General features: G+C 53.4%; 20 protein-coding genes, 1 tRNA gene and 1 pseudogene. 11 read left to right on the forward strand and 11 right to left on the reverse strand.

Features of this window, described 5'->3' with window-relative positions; translation table 11 throughout:
- The 8 genes from aroC (at position 1) to ACQRC0_RS00785 (ending at position 8,240) form a co-directional block, all read left to right on the forward strand.
- Positions 1–1,098 (forward strand): chorismate synthase, encoded by a 1,098-nt coding sequence (aroC, locus tag ACQRC0_RS00750; protein WP_427726932.1) that lies wholly within the window; start codon positions 1–3, stop codon positions 1,096–1,098.
- A gap of 169 nt (positions 1,099–1,267) precedes the next feature.
- Entirely contained in the window at positions 1,268–2,413 is a 1,146-nt protein-coding gene (gene pheA / locus ACQRC0_RS00755) for a prephenate dehydratase (RefSeq protein ID WP_427726935.1), read from the forward strand.
- Positions 2,414–3,652, forward strand: coding sequence for a shikimate kinase (locus ACQRC0_RS00760; RefSeq protein ID WP_427726938.1), 1,239 nt, complete (start codon positions 2,414–2,416; stop codon positions 3,650–3,652). It abuts the gene before it with no gap.
- 100 nt (positions 3,653–3,752) lie between these two features.
- On the forward strand, positions 3,753–4,190 hold the full coding sequence (gene aroQ, locus ACQRC0_RS00765) for a type II 3-dehydroquinate dehydratase (RefSeq protein WP_022094776.1): 438 nt from the start codon (positions 3,753–3,755) through the stop codon (positions 4,188–4,190).
- Positions 4,191–4,319: 129 nt separating this feature from the next.
- Positions 4,320–4,769 carry a DUF4869 domain-containing protein gene (locus ACQRC0_RS00770; protein WP_427726940.1) on the forward strand — a complete coding sequence of 150 codons (450 nt, stop codon included), beginning with the start codon at positions 4,320–4,322 and terminating at the stop codon, positions 4,767–4,769.
- Entirely contained in the window at positions 4,769–5,770 is a 1,002-nt protein-coding gene (locus ACQRC0_RS00775) for a hypothetical protein (protein WP_427726943.1), read from the forward strand. Before ACQRC0_RS00770 ends, ACQRC0_RS00775 begins: the two co-directional genes overlap by 1 nt.
- A 152-nt stretch (positions 5,771–5,922) precedes the next feature.
- On the forward strand, positions 5,923–7,047 hold the full coding sequence (glf, locus tag ACQRC0_RS00780) for a UDP-galactopyranose mutase (protein WP_427726946.1): 1,125 nt from the start codon (positions 5,923–5,925) through the stop codon (positions 7,045–7,047).
- A 257-nt stretch (positions 7,048–7,304) separates the two neighbouring features.
- On the forward strand, positions 7,305–8,240 hold the full coding sequence (locus ACQRC0_RS00785) for a glycosyltransferase family 2 protein (protein WP_427726948.1): 936 nt from the start codon (positions 7,305–7,307) through the stop codon (positions 8,238–8,240).
- Positions 8,241–8,371: 131 nt separating this feature from the next.
- Here the strand turns inward: ACQRC0_RS00785 and ACQRC0_RS00790 are convergent.
- The 11 genes from ACQRC0_RS00790 to ACQRC0_RS00840 form a co-directional block, all read right to left on the reverse strand.
- Positions 8,372–8,448, reverse strand: a tRNA-Arg gene (locus ACQRC0_RS00790).
- 67 nt (positions 8,449–8,515) lie between these two features.
- Complete coding sequence (locus ACQRC0_RS00795) at positions 8,516–9,283, reverse strand: ABC transporter ATP-binding protein (RefSeq protein WP_427726951.1); 768 nt, start codon at positions 9,281–9,283, stop codon at positions 8,516–8,518.
- 9 nt (positions 9,284–9,292) lie between these two features.
- Positions 9,293–10,138 carry an ABC transporter permease gene (locus ACQRC0_RS00800; protein ID WP_427726954.1) on the reverse strand — a complete coding sequence of 282 codons (846 nt, stop codon included), beginning with the start codon at positions 10,136–10,138 and terminating at the stop codon, positions 9,293–9,295.
- Positions 10,139–10,185: 47 nt separating this feature from the next.
- Positions 10,186–12,030, reverse strand: coding sequence for a hypothetical protein (locus tag ACQRC0_RS00805; RefSeq protein WP_427726957.1), 1,845 nt, complete (start codon positions 12,028–12,030; stop codon positions 10,186–10,188).
- Between the two features lie 21 nt (positions 12,031–12,051).
- On the reverse strand, positions 12,052–14,004 hold the full coding sequence (locus tag ACQRC0_RS00810; protein ID WP_427726960.1) for a DUF4422 domain-containing protein: 1,953 nt from the start codon (positions 14,002–14,004) through the stop codon (positions 12,052–12,054).
- A 33-nt stretch (positions 14,005–14,037) separates the two neighbouring features.
- Positions 14,038–16,050: a DUF6541 family protein gene (locus ACQRC0_RS00815; RefSeq protein WP_427726963.1), complete on the reverse strand. Its 2,013-nt coding sequence runs from the start codon at positions 16,048–16,050 to the stop codon at positions 14,038–14,040.
- The gene (locus tag ACQRC0_RS00820; RefSeq protein WP_427726966.1) at positions 16,050–17,513 is read right to left on the reverse strand and encodes a sugar nucleotide-binding protein; all 1,464 of its coding nucleotides are present in this window, start codon (positions 17,511–17,513) and stop codon (positions 16,050–16,052) included. Before ACQRC0_RS00820 ends, ACQRC0_RS00815 begins: the two co-directional genes overlap by 1 nt.
- Before the next feature lie 122 nt (positions 17,514–17,635).
- The gene (gene rfbB / locus ACQRC0_RS00825; protein WP_427726968.1) at positions 17,636–18,658 is read right to left on the reverse strand and encodes a dTDP-glucose 4,6-dehydratase; all 1,023 of its coding nucleotides are present in this window, start codon (positions 18,656–18,658) and stop codon (positions 17,636–17,638) included.
- A gap of 24 nt (positions 18,659–18,682) precedes the next feature.
- A complete protein-coding gene (gene rfbA / locus ACQRC0_RS00830; RefSeq protein ID WP_427726971.1) occupies positions 18,683–19,582 on the reverse strand; it encodes a glucose-1-phosphate thymidylyltransferase RfbA in 900 nt (299 codons plus the stop codon).
- Positions 19,583–19,585: 3 nt separating this feature from the next.
- Positions 19,586–19,951, reverse strand: a complete 366-nt coding sequence (locus ACQRC0_RS00835) for a DUF2304 domain-containing protein (RefSeq protein ID WP_427726974.1) — start codon at positions 19,949–19,951, stop codon at positions 19,586–19,588.
- The gene (locus ACQRC0_RS00840) at positions 19,948–20,649 is read right to left on the reverse strand and encodes a glycosyltransferase family 2 protein (RefSeq protein WP_427726976.1); all 702 of its coding nucleotides are present in this window, start codon (positions 20,647–20,649) and stop codon (positions 19,948–19,950) included. The genes ACQRC0_RS00835 and ACQRC0_RS00840 overlap by 4 nt, the downstream gene beginning before the upstream one ends.
- Positions 20,650–21,059: 410 nt before the next feature.
- Between ACQRC0_RS00840 and ACQRC0_RS00845 the strand changes: the two genes are divergently transcribed.
- The 3 genes and pseudogenes from ACQRC0_RS00845 to ACQRC0_RS00855 form a co-directional block, all read left to right on the forward strand.
- A complete protein-coding gene (locus tag ACQRC0_RS00845; RefSeq protein ID WP_427726979.1) occupies positions 21,060–22,187 on the forward strand; it encodes a glycosyltransferase family 4 protein in 1,128 nt (375 codons plus the stop codon).
- Between the two features lie 9 nt (positions 22,188–22,196).
- Positions 22,197–23,030, forward strand: a complete 834-nt coding sequence (locus ACQRC0_RS00850) for a LicD family protein (RefSeq protein WP_427726982.1) — start codon at positions 22,197–22,199, stop codon at positions 23,028–23,030.
- A 232-nt stretch (positions 23,031–23,262) separates the two neighbouring features.
- Positions 23,263–24,046, forward strand: a pseudogene (locus ACQRC0_RS00855) (transposase); the annotation flags it as partial.

Below are 24,046 nucleotides of genomic sequence, written 5' to 3' on the forward strand. Positions count from 1 at the left end.
ATGTCCTCGACCTTTGGCAACGTTTTGCACTTAAGCATTTTCGGCCAGTCGCACTCCCCCGCCATCGGCTGCTCGCTCGACGGCATTCCGGCAGGTATCGCCGTTGACCAGGAGCAGCTGCAGGCCTTCCTCGATCGTCGCGCCCCCGGTCGCGACGAGACCGCGACCAAGCGCCGCGAGGCCGACGCCGCGCACATCATTGCCGGTGTGGTCGATGGGCACACCACCGGCGCGCCCATAGCCGCGATTATCGAGAACACCAACACGCGCTCCAAGGACTACTCCGAGCTGCGCCGCAAGCCACGTCCGGGCCATGCGGACTACCCCGCGCGCGTGAAGTACCACAACATGCACGATGTCGCCGGCGGCGGACATTTCTCCGGCCGCCTAACGGCCCCCTTATGCATCGCCGGCGGTATTGCGCTGCAGGCGCTCGAGGCCCGCGGTATTCGGGTGATGGCGCACGTCGCGCAGATCGGCGGCATCTCCGACCTGCCCATGGACGACATGGTCTATCGCGAGGCCGACCGCAAGGCGATCCTTTCGAACGACCTACCGTGCATCGACGCGGCAGCTGCCGGCCGTATGCGCGAGGAGATTCTCGCCGCACGCGACGAGCTTGATAGCATCGGTGGCATCGTGGAGTGCGGCATCTACGGCCTGCCTGCGGGCATCGGCGACCCCATGTTCGACGGCATCGAGAACCGCATCGCGCAAATCGCCTTTGGCATTCCTGCCGTAAAGGGCGTGGAGTTTGGCATGGGCTTTGCCGTGGCCGCCATGCGCGGCAGCGAGAACAACGATCCGTACCGCATAGATGCCGAGACCGGCGAGATAGCGGTCGAGTCCAACAACGCCGGCGGCATTCTGGGTGGCATCTCCACCGGCGCGCCCGTCATGTGGCGCATGGCCGTAAAGCCGACGCCCTCCATCGGTCGTGAGCAGCAGACCGTGGACATGGACGCCATGGAAAATGCCGAACTCTCGGTCCACGGCCGCCACGACCCCTGCATCGTTCCGCGCGCCGTCCCCGTAGCCGAGGCAGCCGCAGCGCTCGCCATCTGGGACGCCCTCCTAGAAGACGCCGCCCAGCTTTAGCCCACCCACCCCGAGGGTAGCTAATTTGGGACGGGGCTTTTTTAGCTACCCCCATATGCCAGTGAGTATTTGCCCCGGCACCCATCGATTCGCCACCAGTCAAAGGGTAGCTAAAAAAGCCCCGTCCCAAATTAACTACCCCAGGCAACGATTCACGAAAGGGGTCTCCATGGACCTTGCCGATATTCGCCAGGCCATCGATGGCATCGATACCACGCTCCTCAATAGCTTTGTCGAGCGCATGGACATTGCCACCGAGGTCGCCAAATCAAAGATCGAGATGGGCAAGGCCGTCTTTGACCCCGCCCGCGAGCGCTCCAAACTCAACAACCTTGCCAGCCGAGCACCCGAGCGCTACGAGGCCCAGACCATTACCCTGTTCCGCCTCCTCATGAGCATGAGCAAGGCCGAGCAGCAGCGCTACATCAACGAGCTCAAGGGCATCACCGTGTCGCAAAAGGCCCATGCCACGGCCACGGCCTTTGACACGCCCTTCCCCCAGACGGCAAGCGTTGCCTGCCAGGGCGTGGAAGGCGCCTACAGCCAGATCGCCGCGTGCAAGCTCTTCGACGTGCCCGATATTGCGTTCTTCGAGACCTTTGAGGGCGTTATGCGCGCCGTGCGCGACGGCTTCTGCGAGTTTGGCGTGCTGCCCATCGAAAACTCAACCGCGGGCTCGGTCAACGCCGTCTACGATCTTCTCGCACAGTTCGATTTCCACATCGTGCGTTCGCTGCGCCTCAAGATCGATCACAACCTGCTCGTCAAGCCCGGCACCAAGCTCGCCGACGTGCGCGAGGTCTACAGCCATGGCCAGGCCATCGCCCAGTGCGCCGGCTTTATCGAGGCCCACAGTCTGCACGCCACCAAGTACCCCAACACCGCCATGTCGGCCGAGATGGTCGCCAACTCCGATCGCACCGACTTCGCCGCTATCGCCTCGCGCAGCTGCGCCGCGCTCTACGGTCTGGAGGTGCTGGAGCCCAACATCCAGGACTCGGACAACAACTACACGCGCTTTGTCGTCATCAGCCGCGAGCCGCGCGTCTATCCCGGTGCCAACCGTACCTCGCTCATGATCACTACGGCAAACGAGCCGGGCGCCCTCTACCGCGTGCTCGAGCGCTTCTACGCGCTCAATATCAACCTCATCAAGCTCGAGAGCCGCCCCATCCCCGGGCACGACTTTGAGTTTATGTTCTACTTTGACCTGGACTGCCCCTTTGGCAGCAAGGCCCTCGACGACTTGCTCGATTCCATCGATGACGTGTGCGAGAGCTTTACCTACTTTGGCAGCTACACGGAGGTGCTCTAGATGACCGATACCGCCGCAGCCCGCCCCTACGGCGTCCTGGGCCGTGTGCTGGGTCACAGCTACACCCCGACCATCTACAAGGAGCTCGCAGGGCTGGAGTATGTGCGCTTTGAGCGCGAGCCCGAGGACCTCGAAGCCTTTATGACGGGCGACGAGTGGGAAGGCACCAACGTGACCATCCCCTACAAGCGCGCCGTCATGGACTACCTGGACGAACTGAGTCCCCTGGCCAAGCGCATGGGTAACGTCAACACCATCACGCGCCTACCCGACGGCCGCCTGCGCGGCGACAACACCGACTACTTTGGTTTTCAGTGCCTGGTCGAGGAGCTGGGCGTTGAGGTTGCCGGCAAGAAGGTCCTCGTGCTCGGTGCCACCGGCGGTGCCGGCACCACGGCCAGCATGGTGCTCGGCGACCTGAGCGCCGTCGTTGTACCTGTCGGCCGCACGAGCGAAGTCAACTACGATAACATCGCACAGCAGTCCGACGCGGCGCTGCTCGTCAACTGCACGCCCGCCGGCATGTTCCCTCACTGCCCCGACGCTCCCTGCACGCTCGAAGGGTTCGATGCGCTCGAAGGCGTCATCGACATTGTCTACAATCCCGCCCGCACGGGACTCATGCTCGAGGCCGAGCGCCGCGGCATCCCCTGCATCGGCGGCCTGCTGATGCTCGTGGCCCAAGCGGCACAGGCTGTTGAGCGCTACACCGGCCAGATTACCCCGCGCGAGCGCATCCTGGATGTGACGGAGCGCCTGTCACGCCGCGAGCAGAACATCGCGCTCATCGGCATGCCGGGCTCGGGCAAGACCCGCGTGGGCGAGCAGATCGCCCAGCTCACGGGCCGCGAGCACATCGACTTGGACCGCGCGCTCGAGGAGCGCCTGGGCATGCCCTGTGCCGACTTTATCGTCGAGCGCGGCGAGGCGGCCTTCCGCGAGCAGGAGACGGCGGCGCTGGCCGACATCTCCAAGCGCAGCGGCCTGGTGCTCTCCACCGGCGGCGGCGTGGTCACGCGCGACGAGAACTACCCGCTGCTGCACCAGAACAGCCAGATCGTGATGCTCAACCGCAAGCTCGACGAGCTCGCCCACAAGGGCCGCCCCATCACCGCCCGCGATGGCATCGATAAGCTCGCCGAGCAGCGCATGCCGCGCTACCGCGCCTGGGCCGACTACATCATCGACTCACGTGACTGCGCCGCCAACACCGCCCGCGCCGTCCTCGACGCCCTCTAAAACCTGCCAAAAAGGGACAGGTTTATTTTGGCAGGTTTTATCTGGGCAAACGCCGCAGGCAGCAAGCCCCGCCACCAACCAGACCACAAAGGAAGCGACCATGAAAGCACTCGTCATCAACGGACCCAACCTCAACATGCTCGGCATTCGCGAGCCGGGCATCTACGGCAGCGACAACTACGACCGCCTGGTCCAGATCTGCCAGGAAGCAGGCGCCGCACAGGGTTTTGACGAGGTCGAGGTCTTCCAGTCCAACCACGAGGGCAGCATCGTCGACAAGATCCAGGAAGCCTACGGCAAGGTCGACGGCATCGTCATCAACCCGGCTGCCTACACGCATACCAGCGTAGCCATCCTGGACGCCCTCAAGGCCGTCGCCATCCCCGCTGTCGAGGTTCACATCAGCGCCGTCGAGACCCGCGAAGACTTCCGCCAGGTGAGCTATGCACGCCTGGCTTGCTTTGCCACCATCACCGGCGAGGGCCTCCAGGGCTACGCTCACGCGCTGGAGCTGCTGAAGGAGCATCTCGAAAAGTAGCGTCGCGAGCAAATCCATCAACACGACTACACGCTAATAAAGCCAGCGCCGGCAGCAGCGACCTCGCTGCTGCCGGCATTTTATTACTGGCATATAATCGTTTCAGTCACACTACGTCTGGAGACCCACATGCTGAGCATTCACCTGGGGGATTACCCCGGTTCCATCTACGATACCGAAACCTATTTTAGGAACTCATACTTGGACTCATGGTTCGAAGACCCCATGGCCGCACAGATTATTAAACGCGTGGACGGATCAGAGCTCATCGGTCCCCACAACATTGTAAGCAAGCAGCTGGGCTCAATCACTCCACTCGAACTGTCCGGCGGCGTTAAGACGCTGCTGCTGGTGCGCAATCTCCCAAATATGGTGTTTAACGCATCCACCTGCGGAGACAACTGTGCCCGCTGGCTACTCAAGATCGGCAAAGAGCAGGACGTGCTGGTGACCCTTTACCACATCATGAAATTCCCCTGGAAGAACTTTAAGATCCGCATTGAAAACGATGGCCGCATCGTCAGAAACATGCAGGAGTTTGTCGGTGCCACGAATGACTTTTTGGATGTTGATGAGTAATGAGGGGAACGCACACCGTTGTCGTAGAGCGTGCAAAGGTCAAATACACGCTCACGTTTAAACGAAATATTTCCTTCATACGCGGCAACAGCGGCACGGGCAAAACGACGCTCATCTCGATGATTCGCGACTACAACGACCGAGGACCGGAAAGCGGCGTTGCACTTAGCTGCGACGTACCTTGCGAAACGCTTTCTGGCAGACGCTGGGAGCGCGAGCTGTCGATCATCGAAGATTCAATCGTCTTTCTAGATGAGGGTAACGAGTTTATCTACTCAAAGGACTTCGCCAAAGCCGTCAACGGCTCGTCCAACTATTTTGTTCTGATATCTCGTCGCGACGCCAACGAGCTCCCCTACAGCGTCGACGAGATCCTAAAACTGGTCAACACCACAAGCAAGACGATCAATGGCCGCAAGAGCGACAGGCGCTTCTACTCGGTGACCAAGCCGCTATATGACCACACGGCAAGTATGCTGTATCAGGACCTTAACGTAGGTTTCGACAATCCCGATGCCGTAATTGTCGAGGATAGCAAGTCTGGTTATCAATTCTACAGCGCCCTTTGCAACCAACTGGGAATCCCCTGCTACACCGCTACCGGCGTAGCAAACCTAAAACGAACGATTCACGAATGCCCCGAGCAAAACGTTCTTGCCATTGGAGACGGCGCAGCGTTTGGCCCCTACATCGAAAAGGTGCTGGGGCAGCGCGTTTACAAGAACGTTCGCTTGTTCCTCCCGGAATCATTTGAGTGGACACTCCTGCGCTCCGGGCTCATACCCAGCAGCGACATTCCCAAGATCCTCGAAGATCCCTCGAGTTATATCGAAAGTCGCGATTATTTAAGCTGGGAACGATTCTTTACGGATGTGCTGATCAAGTACTCGGCAGACACTCGCTACGCCTACAGAAAAGCACGGCTCAACGAGCAGTACCTAAAGCCACAGGCGATGGATGCAGTTGCAAGCATCTTGCCCGAGTGCCTGAGGGCGGAATAGCGAGTCCTTAACATCATTTGGAAACCAGGCAACGCCCACGCGTTGGAGCTGCCGAGGGAACGACTGCTACACTAACCCTTGGGGCGACACATTAGGTATGTTTGTCCCTAAACTAAAGGAACTGTCCGATTAACATACAAAGGAGAACATCAATGTCCCAATACGATTATCTCGTCGTCGGTGCCGGCCTTTCGGGTGCCGTCTTTGCCAATGCCGCCAAGCGTGCCGGCAAGTCGGTCCTGGTCATCGACCGCCGCGACCACATCGCCGGCAACATCTACACCGAGGACGTCGAGGGTATCCAGGTCCACCGCTACGGCGCGCACATCTTCCACACCTCCATGAAGGACGTCTGGGACTACGTCAACCGCTTCGCCGAGTTCAACAACTACGTCAACTCGCCGGTCGCCAACTTCCATGGCAACATGTACAACATGCCCTTCAACATGAACACCTTCGCCAAGATGTGGCCGGGCGTCGTTACGCCGGCAGACGCCAAGGCCAAGATCGCCGAGCAGGTGGCCGCCGAGAACATCGGCGAACCGCAGAACCTTGAGGAGCAGGCGTTGTCGCTCGTCGGCCGCGACATCTTCGAGACGCTCGTGAAGGGTTACACCGAGAAGCAGTGGGGCCGTGATTGCCGCGACCTGCCCGCGAGCATCATCAAGCGCCTCCCCTGCCGCTTTACCTACGACAACAACTACTTCAACGACCGCTACCAGGGCATCCCCATGGGCGGCTACACCAAGATGGTCGCCAACATGCTCGAGGGCATCGAGGTGCGCTGCGGCGTGGAGTACAAGGAGCTGATCGCCGCCGAGCCCGATATCGCCGCCAAGACGATCTACTGCGGCCCCATCGACGCGTTCTACGACTTTAAGCTGGGTACGCTCGAGTACCGCAGCCTGCGCTTTGAGACCGAGACGCTCGACGAGCAGGACCACCAGGGCGTGGCCGTGGTCAACTACACCGAGCGCGAGATCCCCTACACGCGCATCATCGAGCACAAGCACTTTGAGTTCGGCACGCAGGACAAGACCGTCATCACGCGCGAGTACCCGGCCGACTGGAAGCCCGGCGACGAGCCCTACTACCCCATCAACGACGCCAAAAACGAGGCCCTCTACAAGCAGTACGAGGAGCTAGCAGCACAGGAAGGCGACGTGATCTTTGCCGGTCGCCTGGGCGGCTACAAGTACTACGACATGGACAAGGCCATCGCCGCCGCCTTCGAGCTCGTCCGCAACGAGCTGGGCGTGGAGCCGACTGAGGCGTAAACAAGGCGGTCGTAAACACACAAGCAGGAAGCCCGGCACAGTTCACATTGCTGTGCCGGGCCTATTTATGGAGCGATCGAAACGCGCCATTTCCATGTGAGAAAACGGGCTGCAAGTCATCCCCATGTCTTACAGCCCGTGTTTAAACAATACCACGGCAGACACATGTGTCCCCTCTGGTTTTCAGCCCTTTAAAACCAATGCAAAAATGCAACGACTATACTTCTAACGGCAACAACCAAACTCTGGAGATCAACGTGAACTCAAAGAAAATCGCCGTTATCATCCCTTGCTACAACGAAGCAGTAACCATTGCAAAGGTAGTAGATGATTTTCACCGCGAGCTGCCCGAAGCAACTGTCTATGTATATGACAACAACTCTAGCGACGGCACCGCCCAAATTGCACGCGAGCATGGGGCGACCGTTAAGTTCGAGCCCCGTCAGGGCAAGGGCAACGTTTGCCGTCAAATGTTCCGTGATATCGATGCTGATTGTTATCTCATGGTCGATGGAGACGACACCTATCCGGCGGAGTCAGCCCGCGCTCTGTGCGAACCAATCCTTGCAGGCGAAGCCGATATGACCGTTGGCGACCGACTCTCCAACGGCACATACGCCGAAGAGAACAAGCGCGCCTTCCACGGCTTCGGCAACAACCTGGTACGCAGCATGATTAAGTGGATCTACGGATACAGCTTCGATGATGTCATGACCGGCTATCGCGCCATGAGCAAACCTTTCGTCAAGACGTTCCCCGTTCTTTCTGAAGGGTTTCAGATTGAGACGGAGCTATCCATCCACGCTGTCGACCATCGTTGGCGCATTAAAGATGTTCCCATCGAGTATCGAGACCGTCCAGCCGGTTCGGAGTCCAAGCTCAATACCGTAAGCGACGGCATTCGAGTGATTGCCATGATTGGCACCCTCTTTAAGGACTACCGTCCGCTCAAGTTCTTCTCACTTGTTGCGCTCATCTTTGCGGCGATCGGTCTTGCCCTGGGCATCCCCATCGTTATGGAGTACTTTGCCACCGGACTCGTTCCGCGCTTCCCCACAGCCATGCTCGCAGCGGCTTTCATGTTCCTGTGCGGGCTCTCACTCGCTACCGGTTTTATCCTGGACTCAGTGGCCAAGGTTGAGCGTAAGCAGTGGGAATTGAGGGTGTACGAGGAAATAATGAACCGCGATTGAACTTAATCACATTTGGAGCAGACGGACCATAAGCCGCAAAAACCATACCCAGCAGGAAATCACAGCGCGCACGAGTGCGCCGCTGCATTTTATACAAAAGGCCGGGCACACGGCCCGGCCTGCTGTTTTATTGGTGCTCCATGGCGGATTCGAACCGTCGACCTTGGGATTAGAAGTCCCCTGCTCTATCCAACTGAGCTAATGGAGCAAATACTCAAACTTAAGCACGCATATAGTCTGGTACGACCGAAATTATAGCCTACTTAGTCATGTCGTTACTCAAATTGTTCGCGGTAGGCTTTACAGACTTCATCCACAGGACCATCAAGGCGTAAGTCACCCTTTTCAATCCAAATAGCGCGCTCGCATATGCGCTCTACCTGGTCCATGGAATGAGAAACAAACAGAACAGTAACGTCACCAGAATTGATGAGTTTTTGAATCCGTCGCTCGCATTTTTCCTGGAAAAAGACGTCGCCAACAGACAGTGTCTCATCGACAATCAAAATATCAGGCTCAGTAATAGTTGCGATCGCAAACGCAATGCGCGCAACCATGCCGGAAGAAAAGTTCTTTAACGGCATATCAACAAAATCTGAAAGCTCAGCAAAGTCAACAATCTCATCGAAAGAAGAGTCGATAAACTCTTTTGTATAACCAAGCAAAGCACCGTTTAAGTAGATATTCTCACGAGCGGTTAACTCGGGATCGAAACCAGCGCCAAGCTCAATTAACGGTGCGATATTACCATGTACAACAACCTGACCCTCAGAAGGCTCAAGCACGCCAGCAATAACCTTGAGCATCGTAGACTTACCAGATCCATTAGTTCCGACAAGGCCAACAACCTCGCCTCGGTGGATATCGAATGAAACGTTCTTTAACGCCTTAAACTCTTCAAAAAATAATTCATGGCGAGCCATCTTAATAAAATACTCTTTGAGATTCGTTAGAGACTCTGAGGCCATATTGAAAATCATCGTGACATCTTTAACCTCAATGGATAGCGGCTCGTGATCACGATTGGAGCTAGAAGAAGACATTTGTCGTCCTTAAATATAGAGGATGAATTTGTGTTCATTCTTATGGAAAATAAAGTAGCCCAAAGCAAGGGAGACGACGGCCCAGGCAACACAAAGGCCGAATTCAAGGCCCGTCGGCAGAGTGTGGTAAATGAAGATCTCTCTCATAAACTGAAGATAGTTGTACATAGGATTACCGTACATGATCAACTGAATCCAATGAGGCATTCTCGTAATAAAGTCTGGCGTCCAAAAAATAGGAGTGAAATAAGTCCAGGCGGTAATCACAACGGTCCATAGGTGCATAAAATCACGGAAGAATACCGTAGCTGCCGATAGCGCAAGACCGATACCCATGCAGAAACACATCAAAAGAAGCAGGCAAAGGGGAAGAAGTAAAAGATGCCACGTTGGGACAACTCTAAACCATAGCATGACAATCGCAACAGCAACGAGCGAAAAACCAAAATTGACAAGAGAGAACAGTACTTTTTGGACAGGAAACACCCAACGGTGGACCTTAACCTTTTTGAGAAGAGAGGATGCCCAGATAATGGACATCAATGCTTGATTTGTCGAATCAGACATAACCGAAAATGTGACATTACCAACAATTAGATACAAAGGATATAGCTCTGGAGTAATTGAGCCGTTTCGTCCCTGAGCGAAGATAGTTGAAAACACAATGGCCATGACAACCATCATCAGCAACGGGTTCAAAACAGACCAAGCAACGCCCAGAACACTCCGTCGATACTTCTTCTTAAAATCCCTCGTGACGAGCTGTTTCAAGATAAAGATATCTTTCTCTTTATCATTTTTTGCATAAACACAAGGCTTTACACTGTTCTCCCTAGATTTAAAAATAATACTCACCTATCAACCTCTCGGATTGGAAAATTAAATTTCTAGTATAGAAATAGCTAGGCCATATTGAGATAGCGCTCCCAAAATTCCGTTGAAGTCATATAGGGAAAAGCGTCTTTCCAAGCTTTTTCAACTACACGATATTCACGATTAAAGCGAGCAAACAGTCTCTTCTCTCGTTCCCTAATCAAACGAAAGCGAGATCGGTCAATTCTTCTCAAGGAAGCAACATCACGGGTCGCATTTAATACAACTACATTCGTGCACAATGCTGATGAGCCTTCAAGTGTCATCGTTCCATATTTAACAATGTAACGCGGCTTCTTAGAAAGCAAGCAGCTCGGCAAATAGTGCTTATCGTAGGGAATGGACCTGATTAAACTTTTAAGAATATTTCTCTTAACGTAGTAAACTCGACGCGAAAGAACATCATCATCAACACCGGCATCTGATAATAAATCTAAATTCAGACGGTCAATTGGCTGAAAAAGCTCATTTCGGCTCCCGTTTGCCTTCATCAGCATGGCCCCATCAACCTGCTTGAGGAAATCCGGCCCTTTAAGATAGTCCTCTACTCCATCAAGCGTTAATTCCGCCGCGGAATAGTCCATATCCCTAAGGCTCTGACGAATAGACCGATGAATACGCCTTATAAACATCCGCGGCGAAACACAGTCGTCAACGGCATTCATAATAAGGAAATTACGATAAAACTGATAGCAATCTACCGAAGGCCTAAAGCGTCCTTCAAAGCTTTCATGCCACACGCATATTCCGCCCATGGTCATATAAATAGGGCTATTACGGATACCAAACTCAACATCATCGCATCGAATAAAAAACGGAAGCGGTAGACCATTTTCTTTAATAGCCTTTACCGGAAAGGCGCTAAACCACCAGCCACCATAAGTGTGCGGGAAATCAATAGGCGCAGTCTCATTAGCAAGAACATCTTTCGCTAACCTAAGATCGTAGTCGGGCTTGCTTTTGCACAAAACACCCGATTTAGACACAGTTGCAACGTCTTCAAATTGTCGATACGGCTGACCCAGAGACAACATTGCTCCATTAACAAAAGCGTCTCTGTATTCATCAGTCGCAAGAGAGAGCAGAACGAAAAGCCTATAAAAACTCTCAGGCATTACAGATACATCATCATCCATCAAAATGAAATGCGTGAACGACGAATCTGATCGCAGGGCTTCTAGCATTCCGCGCGTAAAACCACCTGAGCCACCAACGTTAGCATTCGGAATTACTGTTACGGAATCGCTATTAAGAACTTCAGTATCGAGCGTTCGACCGTTGTCAACAACGAACATGTGAAATGAATCGGAAGCGCAACCGAACTCAGAGTGAACAAACGACTGAAACTTACGGATGTTGTCAGTTATATATTTTTCTTTTTTAAATGTGGTAGAACAGAGCGCAATTTTAATATCGCGAATTGTCCTATCCCGAGCACATACAGTGTAATCACCCGAGAACAACTCGATAACAGAGCCGTAATCAGGCTCAATCTTGAACCCGATAAAATCAAAATCATCAGAGTCGAATTCACAAGTAATTGGCTCAGGCGTACTTTGGGCAAAATGGGTTTCTGAGATAGTGTATTGTCCAGACTCTCCACTCTTTAAGCCCTCGAGCGTCAGAATGCCAGATCCGGTCATGCGCAGCGAGAGACGAAAATGAGAGAGGGCACAGTATCGACGCCACTTGCAAACGGGAAGACCATTGAAATATGTGCAGAAATCCGCATATCCCTCAGATACAGCAATCCCTCTCTCATTACACACTAAATTGTCAGAAGAAGCGCGAAAGAAAAGCTCGCGACAATCATCTTGCCCCTTCCCAACAGGAAAAAGAACATTGGCAAGTTTAACGTTTGTATTTTCTTTCATCGACATTCTTTCAAACAGTTCTTATTTCATATGGCGAAGGCACTTATTACCAAGAGCGCTTTCCGTCCACTCGCTTTCTATCTTTTCACGACGTTTTGTGCCAGCCGGAAAAGCAAAGGACAGAGCCGATCCGACAACGTCAGCAGCAGACGCCCTCTGGCTCATCCCCAACGAATTAAGCAACTTCGAAATGAAGCTCTTACTCTGCAGCTCGTCAAATATCTGGCGCTTCATTACATTTGAAAGCATGCTCTCATAGAAAAATGAACCTCGGGCATTGCGCCAAAAACGAGATATCCATTCGTCAACCTGCGGATCATCAAAAGCAATCGGATCATACTGGACTATTTTCGGATCGCCGACGGCATTGTATTCATTGAAAACTGAAAGCGGGGCAAACTTGATTCTATTCGCCCTAAAGCCATCGGACTTCGACTGATAGCACCATTCAAATCCGAGGTTGAAAACCTTACCCTCATAAACGGAATTCAGATACTCACAAGAGCGAGTAACGAATCTATCGTTAATTCCAAGATCCTCAATGCGGTCCAAGTGCGCGCTCGTCCTCATGCCCTTAAGATCCATAACGGCAACAGAACTATCGAAGAACGAGTACGGATCAGACATGCCCAAAACATCACGACAACGGCGATAGAGATAATCTCCACTTTTGTTGACGCGTGAAAGATCGATGACACTGGGAGCAGCGGCAATAACACAATCCGCCGGAAGAGAAATATCCCAGAGCTCGTCAACTGCGTAATTGAATAGCACGTGCCATTCGACAGATATTACTTTGTCGAATTTTGGCAGCAACCATGGCAGAATGGCTTCAGGGTCAATTGAAACCTTCCTCGTGTCATCAAGATACTTTCTCTTTGCGTACCCCACTCGATCAAATAGTCCAGCATCGATGCGAGATACGTCAATAAACCTAATTGAAACGTTTCCACATTCGCCACATTCAGCCTTCAACTGTTTTAGCAAGATAGGACTAGCCTGTCGATGAAGCAGAATTACATCATATTTAGTTTGTCGGTTACAAGTAGCGAGGAATGACCGAAGCGTTACGTCAATAAACGTTTGATCATAACCATAGTCAACCGAGTTGATAACGACAGGAATCGAATCGGGAACCGGTTCAAGCACGAAAGTGGAAACAGGATCAGTTTCATTAAAGTAAACAAGCGGGACATGCTTCACTCGCTTGCCGTTCTTCTCGAGATGATAGATGAACACACTGTACAAAATCTCAGCCATGAATCCAAAAATTCGAGTTCGAATTTGATCATAGTGCGACAAATCGGTTTCGCGCTCCAAGCGATCGAGAACCGAGAACTCGAATTCGCACATCTCATCGAACAGCTCGCGCTTCATTACAAAGCAATTAAAGCCAAGAAACTTCTTACCATTCATATACTCATGAAGATCATGGGAGTACTGAGGGTACATTTCATCAACAAGATCAAATAGGCGATTTAAATCGTTAACGTTAATAAGGTCACGATCATGTTTCGCCCAATGCAGATATGCGGTTTTTTGCTTTCCATACGGAGTAAATAACTTTGATACGTCCTCAAGCTCACCAACAACACAGTCATAAGACTCGATAACGCTATGCATCAAAGCTTGGTCTTCGAGACCAAAGCGTTTCTTGTTATAGTCATCCAAAAAACCAGCTTCGATTTGGTTTCTTTCGTTGTATTTAAACTCTCCCTCCGGGAAAGTTAAAAACCTCCTGTAATGGCATAGCCCCAAGTAATCCGCATCCAAATTTTTCCAAGCCCAATATTGAGCGGTTAGTTCACAATAGGACTGATTTTTGCGCGATATATTATCGCCTTCGTCATCGTGACGCATGCCATCTAGACGCTTTTTAGCGATGGCAGATCCAACCTGAACGGGACAATAAATATCATTATGAGGAAGCTCAGAGGGCTTATGGCAAGCTACAGCAATCTTGATTTCTGCCATACCTACTCCTTTAAATATCAAGGGAATTTTGTCTTATTCTATCCTAAACAAACGCATGTCTTCCCTACTCAAGACAAGTTCAAAACCGGGCGTATTTTCATTAATATCCAAAATGCCCTCCCAAGCCTCGCGAGGATGATATGCGTACGGAACGATGGACCCATTGGGAGAGTTGTAATCAAGAATAAGGACGTATCGTGCGTTAAGAGCTGAAACCATGTCACGCACAGAAGCATCCATCGAAATGTCGCTAAGGTGAAGCCGAATCGGCTCGGTCTCTTGAAATTGACCATGTTTTGCAGATATGTTCCTATAAACGACATTCATTCCTGTTGCCCCATACAACATTCCGCTGCCATCAAAAGGAACATTAATGACCACATCGTTTTTTACAATCTTTTGGCATTCTTCGATGAAATCCCACTCAGCAAAGTCAATACCTTCGACATTATTCTTCGCATACGTCCGCTCAACTCCGCTTTTAATGGATCCAAACGGCGTATCAAACCATGATCCATCCGGGAGCTGAATGCTTGGGTGAATAAGAATAGCCACAAAAATCAGGGTAGCCGCCGCAGAAAGCGCTCGGGAGAACCGCCCGTTGCAGGAAACGTCCGCCGAATTAAGCAAATTGAAGATAGAGGCAAAAGAAAGGCACAGCAACGGGACAGACGCCATAGCCGCCATTGCACCCATACGATAAAAATCGTTATACCAAAACCCACTAAATAAACTAGCGAACGGAAAGCCCTTGGTGTAACACGCTATGAATAAAAAGCTAACAAATAGATAAAGAAACGCCACTGGCCTAAATCGCTCGGATTTAAATGCTATATACAGCCCATGCAGCACAAATGGCGCCAATAGAAATTGATACTGCAGCATCCCGCCGTATTTCAAAAGAACGGCAGCGATTGCCGCTTGAACAACAGATGCATCATTTGGCCAATCAAACGTAACAACACTGCGCATGGCCGGCAGACGGTAAACAGCAATCCAGACAAGTGTAATTGCCAGCAATACACAACCGCAGAGGAGGCTTTTGCGCAAGCCAATTAACTGCGCCCCTTGGTTATATTTGCCGGCGTACCACACGGTTGCATAGTGAACAATTAACGGTATGCAAAATATACCTGCCGTAAATACTGCATTCGGCTGCGCAAGCGCAAGAGAAGCCCCGCAAGAAATAACGCACACTATTCGGCTGTTCAGCGAAACGGAGTAACGTGGAAACAGAAGCTCCCAGAAAGCGAATACAAATATAGGGACGAGGGCAAATCCCAATAGATTTGAGTCCAGCTGACCCCACACTAAAAATGCCCATGGAAATCCGACATTGCACAGACATGCCAAAGCGCCGGTTTTAAGCTCAAGCGAATCGGATGAAAAGAGCTTGGACAATAGTAAATAGCAGGCAAAAGGATAAATCACGGAGCAGATGAGAACGATAACGATATTTACAGCCATGGTAACCGTGCAGCCAGGAAGAGCTGTAAGTGCGGCCGAAAAAACATGGAACGCCGCCGGATAAAAACCAGCAGCGTGAATGGTAGCGGGATCATTCGAAACATGAAGCGAGCTATATGTGCCGGACTCCACAAACGCACGAACGTAACTTAAATGGGGGCCAGCATCCGCAGTGGTAGAGAAAGAATTTGGCCCAGATATCGGAAGAAGAAACAGCAGGATTATAAATATGGTGCCGACAAAAAAATACCAAAAATAGATACTCACCATGCCATGTTGAAACGAATCGATAAAACAATTGATACAGGATCTGAATCCAGCATTTAGCTGGCAGAAAGTAAAGCCAACGGCAATCGAGACGGCCACCGATACAGCAAGAAAAATGACCGGGGAGAGCATTAACTTAAGCTGCGATAGCACAATGCCGCATAAGGTGAAAAGAAACAATGTTAAAGCAGGAGCGATACAAATTGAGCGACTGACGGACCTACAAATTGGAAACGAGCAAATGAAACCCGGTGTGATTAGCAGCAAAAGCGCAAATATATAATTAACTGAAAAGACAAACCAATCTATCATTAATCTACAACCCAACCCATCATCAAACTTAACAGCTCTTCCTCCCAGTCGGGCATGTGGAAGCCGACCGACTCGAGCTTGGACAGGTCGAGCGCGGAGTGGACCGGGCGCGGGGCTACGGGGCCCTCGGCGCTCGCGTAGTAGTCGTCGGTCGAAACCGGCACGACCCTGTCGCCGTTGCCGTTGGCGGCCTCGAAGACGGCGCGGGCGATGTCGGCCCAGGACTTGACGGCGCCGGAGCCCGTGCAGTTATAGGTGCCGTAGGGGGCGTGCGAGCCCAGCACGTGGAAGATGGCCTCGGCCATGTCGCGCGTGAAGGTCAGTCGTCCCAGCTGGTCGTCCACGACCGTAATCTGCGTGAGCTTGTCCTCGGGGTCGGCGACGCGGTCGGAGAGCGCCTTCATGGTCTTGACGAAGTTGTGGCCCTCGCCGATGACCCAGCTGGAGCGCATGATGTAGTGGCGCGGGCAGCCGGCCACGGCGATGTCGCCGGCGGCCTTGGTCTGGCCGTAGACGGAAAGCGGGCTGAGGAGCTCCCCCTCGGTGTGGACCTCGGCGGTGCCGTCGAAGACGTAGTCGGAGGAAACGTGGACCAGGGTGATCCCGTGCTCGGCGCAGGTGCGGGCGAGAAGGGCGGGGCCCGTCGCGTTCGCCTTCCAGGCGGTCACGCGGCCCTCGGGAGTCTCGGCCCTGTCGACCGCCGTGTAGGCGCCGCAGTTGATCACGGTGCCGTAGAGCGACCAGTCGTATTGTGAATAGGCGTCCGGGTCGGACAAGTCGAAGGTGTCGATGTCGCAGAAGTCGAAGTCCCTGGCGACGCCGCGCTCCTCGGCCAGCGCGCGGACCGCACGGCCCAGCTGGCCGTTGCAGCCGGTGACGAGGGTGCGCTTCGGCGCCATGGGGACGACGTCCTTGAGCATCGGGTGGTTGAGGTCGGCCTCGGATACGGTGGCCTGATCCAGCGGGATGGGCCACCCGATGGCGAGCTCGGGGTCGGCGAGGTTCACGAAGGTGTAGGTCTTCTTCAGCTCGAGAGACCAGTGAGCGTCCACAAGGTAGGTGTAGGCGGTGCCGTCCTCCAGGGCCTGGAAGGAGTTGCCCACGCCGCGCGGGACGTAGATGGCCTTTGAGGGGTCCAGGGTGCAGGTGAAGACCTTCCCGTAGGTGGCGCTGCCCTCGCGCAGGTCCACCCAGGCGCCGAAGACGCTGCCGCGGGCGACGGAGATGAACTTGTCCCAGGGCTCCGCGTGGATGCCGCGGGTGACGCCGCGGCTGTCGTTGTAGGAGACGTTGTTCTGGACGACCTTGAGGTCGGGGATGCCCAGAGCGGTCATCTTGGCGCGCTGCCAGTTCTCCTTGAACCAGCCGCGCGAGTCGCCGTGGACGGCGAGGTCGACGACCTTGAGGCCCCCGATGCCGGTCTCGGTGACGGCGAGGTCCTTCTCGAATGCGATGTCTGCCATGTGAGAAAAGCTCCTATCGAAGAGGTTGGAAAAGCGAGGGCGCACGCGCGGGAACGCAGGATCATCCCCATGCCCTGCGGCCCCGCACGGGCGCCTCGCGGTGCGGTTCGCCGGGGTCCGTTCTACTGCCCCTGTGCCCTGTAGCGGGCCTCGGTGGCCTCCTTGGCCGGGCGCCACCAAGACTCGTTGGCCACGTACCAGTCGATGGTGGCCCTCAGGCCCTCGGCGAAGTCGGTGTGCACCGGCCTCCAGCCCAGCTCGCGTTGGAGCTTAGTGGAGTCGATGGCGTAGCGGCGGTCGTGGCCGGGGCGGTCGGCGACCCAGTCGAAGTCCTCGGGGTCGCGGCCCATGGCCGTGAGGATCATGCGCAGGACCGTGATGTTGTTCTTCTCGCCATTTGCGCCGATAAGGTAGGTCTCCCCCATGCGGCCCTTGGTGAGGATGTCCCAGACGGCCGAGGAGTGGTCCTCGGTGTGGATCCAGTCGCGGACGTTCTCGCCGCGGCCGTAGAGCTTGGGGCGCACGCCGTCGATGATGTTCGTGATCTGCCTGGGGATGAACTTCTCCACGTGCTGGTAGGGGCCGTAGTTGTTGGAGCAGTTGGAGATCGTGGTGCGAAGCCCGTAGGTGCGGGTCCAGGCGCGCACGAGCATGTCGGAGGACGCCTTGGTGGAGCTGTACGGCGAGGAGGGCCTGTACGGCGTCTCCTCGGTGAACTTGGCCGGGTCGTCGAGCGCCAGGTCGCCGTAGACCTCGTCGGTGGAGACGTGGTGGTAGCGGATTCCGTATTTCCGGACGGCCTCCAGCAGGCGGAAGGTGCCCTCGACGTTGGTGCGCAGGAAGGGCTCCGGGTCTGCAATGGAGTTGTCGTTGTGGGACTCGGCGGCGTAGTGCACGATGGCGTCGTGGCCCGGGACGATCCTATCGAGAAGCTCGGCATCGCAGATGTCGCCCACGACGAGCTCCACGCGGTCGGAGGGCAGCCCGGCGATGTTCTCGGGGTTGCCGGCGTAGGTCAGCTTGTCCAGCACGGTGACGTGGACGCCCGGGTGGTTGTCCACGACATAGTGGACGAAGTTGCTGCCGATGAAGCCGCAGCCGCCCGTGACGATGATGTTCCTGGGCTCGAAGAGCTCTTCAGACATGTTTCTGTCTCCCATTGGGTCGGATTAGTACTCGCGCGGGCTGTTGACGATCTCGCCGGCGGCGACCTTTTTGAGGTGCTGACCGTAGACCGACTTGCCGTAGGCCTCCGCGGCCTCCGTGAGCCCTTCGGTCGTGATCCATCCGTTCTCCCAGGCGATCTCCTCGGGCACAGACACGGGCAGGTCCTGGGAGTGCTCCACGGCGCGGACGAACTCCGACGCCTCGTGGAGGCTCTCCATGGTGCCGGTGTCGAGCCACGCGTAGCCGCGGCCCAGGGTGACGACGGAGAGCGTCCCCTCCCCCAGGTACATCCGGTTGAGGTCGGTGATCTCGAGCTCGCCGCGGGCCGATGGCTTGACCTCGTGGGCCTTGGCGGCCACGTCGCCCGGGTAGAAGTACAGGCCGGTGACGGCGTAGGAGCTCTTGGGCTCGGCGGGCTTCTCCTCGATGGAGACGGCCCTGCCCTGCGCGTCGAACTCGACAACACCGAAGCGCTCGGGGTCGTCCACGTGGTAGCCGAACACCGTGGCCCTGCCCGACTCGGCGTTCTGCACGGCGCGCGTCAGGTGGCGCGACAGGCCGTTGCCGTAGAAGATGTTGTCGCCGAGCACCAGGGCACACGGCTCGCCGGCGATGAACTCCTCGCCGATGGTGAAGGCCTGGGCCAGGCCGTCCGGGCTCGGCTGCTCGGCGTAGGACAGGTTCACGCCGTAACGCGAGCCGTCCCCGAGCAGGCGCTCGAAGTTGGGGAGGTCCGTCGGCGTGGAGATGACCAGGATGTCCCGGATGCCCGCCAGCATGAGGGTGGACAGCGGATAGTAGATCATTGGCTTGTCGTAGACCGGCAGCAGCTGCTTGGAGGTCACGAGCGTGAGCGGGTACAGGCGCGTGCCGGACCCGCCGGCGAGGATGATGCCTTTCATGAATTAGCCTCTCTTCGCATGACGCTCGTCGTTTTGATGGCGCTCATGCTTTTCGATCGCCAACTGCTGAGTAAGCTCGCGAAGCTTCGTATCGAGCTGAGAAAGACGAACGCTCAACCTAAAGCAAACAATAAGCAAGATGAAGATGAAGAACAGGAACACGAAGTTCGAAGGCGACATGGTGCCAACGAGATTCGAAAGCCAGAAAAACACCTGAGGAAAAATACTGGCAAGCAGCAGCAGGGCCGAGAAGCAGAACCAGAACAAAGAGTCTTCAAGGCGCATTTTTGAATCGCGAATCTTAATGGTCATATAACCAAACGTGAGCAGAGACGCGGCAAACAATGTAATGCGAAGCGGAAGCGTCATGCGGCATCGCCCTCCAGGCTTTTACGGAAGAACTGGATAAACAGAATAGATAAAGTCATGCGAAGCATATACTTGACGGACGACTTCCAGTTAAAGTAGCTCTCCCCCGCCTCGCGCTCGGCCATCTGAACCGGCACTTCGACAACTTTGGCATGGGCGGCACGAATAAGGTATGAAACAGTATCGGGCTCGGGACCCATATTGAACCCAAGTGCGAGAAGCTTAATCATGCGCTTGTTAAAAGCACGCATACCCGACGTGGGGTCGTGAATAACCTGACCAGTCGTGAGCTTAATGGCGCCCTGGATGATATTGCTACCAAACATGCGCAGCGAACTGCCCTTAGACTGATCGACGAATCGCGAACCGATCGCGATATCACATGTCTGGAGCGCTTGCACTAGATCATGGATATACTGCGGCAAATGCTGGCCATCAGCATCAAACTGAATAGCGCAATCATAGCCATGACGATAAGCGTATTTAATGCCCGCCTGAAATGCGCCGGCAAGTCCAAGGTTGCAGGGCAAATCCAAAAACGGATAGTCATTGTCACGGCAAATTTGGACAGTTCTATCACTGGAACCGTCATTAACGACCAGGTAGTCAACATCGGGAACAGCGGCGGTCAGCTTGCTGACCGTAGACTCGAGAGATTCCTCTTCGTTAAATGCTGGAATAATAATCAGTGTCTTCAAAACAAACTCTCAAATTACCTAGTTATCAACAATGCCATCATAGCGAAAATGCCAAGTTCGGATCTTAACCAACGTAAATGGAACTATGCCTCCAATTAGAAATAGTGATGCCTAATAACACTTAAATCAATCCGATTGAAGTAAAATATCAAGGGAACATATGTAATCCCTCAAATTAATTCGATAGCAGGAAAAAATGAGCTGCGCGCGCATTAATAAATCGAGCCGTCCTGATATCGAGATTCAACTAATTTGCATTCACATTTCCCTTTACTAGCTTAGCAGGTATCAATCTAATCATTTTCATTCGAAATTCAGCTTTGAAGATAAGACGGGAGTAGTAATGTCTTACGCTAATAAGGTATTTCCATGGCAAGAATGCTAGTAAAGTACTTATCTTGAGGTTTGATATGACTGGCCACTCAAAAACGATTGTATTTTTCTCACGCTACATACCCAGTATGGGCGGAATCGAAAACTACACGCATTCGCTCGCAAAAAAACTTATTGAATTAGGCAACAACGTTCTCGTAATAACAACCGATGGAGAACCAGGGATAAGCTGTGAGGACGGCATTCAAGTATGCAGGCTGCGAAAAATCAGTCTGCTGAATGGACGATACCCGATCCCGAATTTAGTTGGTTTATATAAAAAAATAATCCCTCTTTTAAATGGATATAATGATACTTGCATCGTATTGAACGGAAGATATTACGTGCTGTCCAACATTGGCGCACGTATCGCCAATTTAATGGGCCTAACGCCCATTTTAATTGACCACAGTTCTTCATTCATCCCCACGAAATCTTCGGTATTGTCGAGTTTGCTAAAAAACGCAGAGATTGTCACTACCAACTTACTCAAGCGATATAACATAAATTATTACGGTGTATCAAGAATGAGCAGCAAATGGCTATCTACATTTGACATCAACTCAAAAGGAGAGATAAATAACGCGATTGATGTGGAAGCATTTAATGAACTAAATAGCGGCCGTCTCTTTCTTAATCGGGGCAATCGACTAATCATTACATATGCAGGACGACTGATTGGAGAAAAGGGAGTGTTGCAGGTAGCGAATCTTGCATGCATTTTTCCGACATCAATAGACGTCATAATTGCTGGCTCGGGACCGCTTGAAGATACGCTTACACAATTATCAAAACAATATAATAATTTGCACTATGTTGGACGCTTAAGTCACCCTGACCTATCCGCTCTTTTAAATCAAACAGACGTTTTTTGCTTCCCCAGCAGATATCCAGAGGGAATGCCTACGTGTCTTCTGGAGGCCGCGGCATGCAAATGCGCTCTCGTAACGCTAGCCAACGGAGGAACTGATGAAATTATCCCTGATCCTTCTTACGGCTTTGTTCTTAAATCTGGTGACGACTCAGAACTAGCGGCACTTATTGAGCGTTTTATAGATAATCCCTCGCTATATAAGACGTGTGCGAGCAGGGAATATGAACATGTATTACAAGCATTCTCATGGAATCAAACTGCCTTGAAATTACTTGAGGCCTTTGAACGATAACAGGAGCTGATGATGGATATCGATACTAATGACTTGGCAGCGATTAAAACTAAAGAGCTTGAAATGCTTGATCAATTTGTCGATATATGCAACAGGCACAATATTAATTACTTTTTGTCAGGCGGCACTTGCCTTGGAGCCATAAGGCACAAAGGCTTTATCCCATGGGACGACGATATTGATGTTGGCATGTTAAGAGAAGATTTTGAGAAATTTGAAAAAGCCTGTGCCGACGAATTGCCTGAACCCTTTTTTCTCCAAACAATGAAATCAGATCCCTATTGCGGTTTAGTCTTTGCCAAAATTCGCAATACAAAAACCGAAATGATTGAACGATATTGCAAAAACGTTCAGATGCAACAGGGCATCTGGATCGATATCTTCCCGTATGACGCAATCCCGGATGAGTCAAGAAGCCGAAAAAAATATCTGAGAAAGGTTTTCTTTCTCAGAAATCTCTACATAGTTAAATGCGGCTATACAATGCCAGAAGGAAAGACTCTAATACAGCATGTTGCATTTCACTTGGTGCGTATCTTTACTCCTTTCATTTCTATAAAATGGCTTACAAGAAAGCTTTATAAAGAAATGACTAGATACAATGAAATTCAAGGATGCAGCAGTGTATATCCAGTTGGCGGAGCATACGGTCCCGAAAAAGAAATCAAACCCAGAACAATGTTTAACACGTTTTGTGATGTAGAGTTCGAAAATCGGAGCTATAAAACGATTGCCGACTTCGATGGATATTTAAGTCAAAACTATGGCAACTATATGCAACTCCCACCTTTAGATCAAAGAAAAACGGTACACGATTTGGTCAAAATTAGAATTGACTCTTAATAGCCGAGAAATATTGAACTGAATTAATAACTGTTTAACGAAAGTTGAATCAAACGTCTGAAACCGACCCACTATGAGCAAATGCTACAGAGGGTCGGTTTCTTGCTTGAGGATCGCGTCGAAAATGTTGGCGTAAGGGTGGCGCCCTAGCGCCCGTTTAACGAAGAACGGCCTTCGTCCTAGAATCTGAAATCACCACAACAACAGGTTCTAGGAAAGGACGAAGACCGCTATGGGAATCTTATCAGACCCGACGCCGGACATGCTCGCCATGCCCCGTTTCGACGACGGCGCCATCGACATGCAGGAGCTGCTCCGCAGGCTCGCCGAGCAGGTCGTGAACGCCGTGATGGACGCCGAGGCCGACCAGCCGTGCGGTGGCGGAGCGAACAGCCGAAGCGGCTACCGCGAGAGGTCGCTCGCCACCTGCGTCGGCACGCTGACGCTGCGCATCCCCAAACTGCGCTCCGGCAGCTTCTTCCCGGAGGACGTGCTCGGGCGCCACCGGCGCGTCGACCGCGCCCTCGTGGCCGCCGTGGCCGAGATGTACGCCACGGGCACGAGCACCCGCAAGGTGAGGAGGGTGGCCGAGAAGATGGGCGTCTCCAGGCTCTCGAAGGACCAGGTGAGCGCCATCGCCTCGAGCCTGGACGCAGACATCGAGGAGCTCTGCGCAAGGCCGCTCGACGGCTCGCCGGTGCCCTACGTCTGGCTCGACGCGACCTACGTCAAGTGCCGCCACGAGGGGCGCGTCGCCTCCACCGCCGTGGTCACCGCCATCGGCTGCGATGCTAACAGCTCGTCGTCTCGGACGCCCACCCGGGACTCGTCCGGGCGCTCGGCGAGGTCTTCCAGGGCGCCGCGTGGCAGCGCTGCGCGGTCCACCTCATGCGCGACTGCATGAGCGAGGCGGGCTCCTGGCAGCTGAGGCGCCGCGTGGGCAGGATCGTGTCGCAGGTGTTCCGCGGGCGCGACGCCGCCACCGTGACGGCCATGTACCACGCGGCGTGCGGCAT

Source organism: Collinsella sp. SGI.033 (genome assembly GCF_050315135.1).
GTDB lineage: Bacteria > Actinomycetota > Coriobacteriia > Coriobacteriales > Coriobacteriaceae > Collinsella.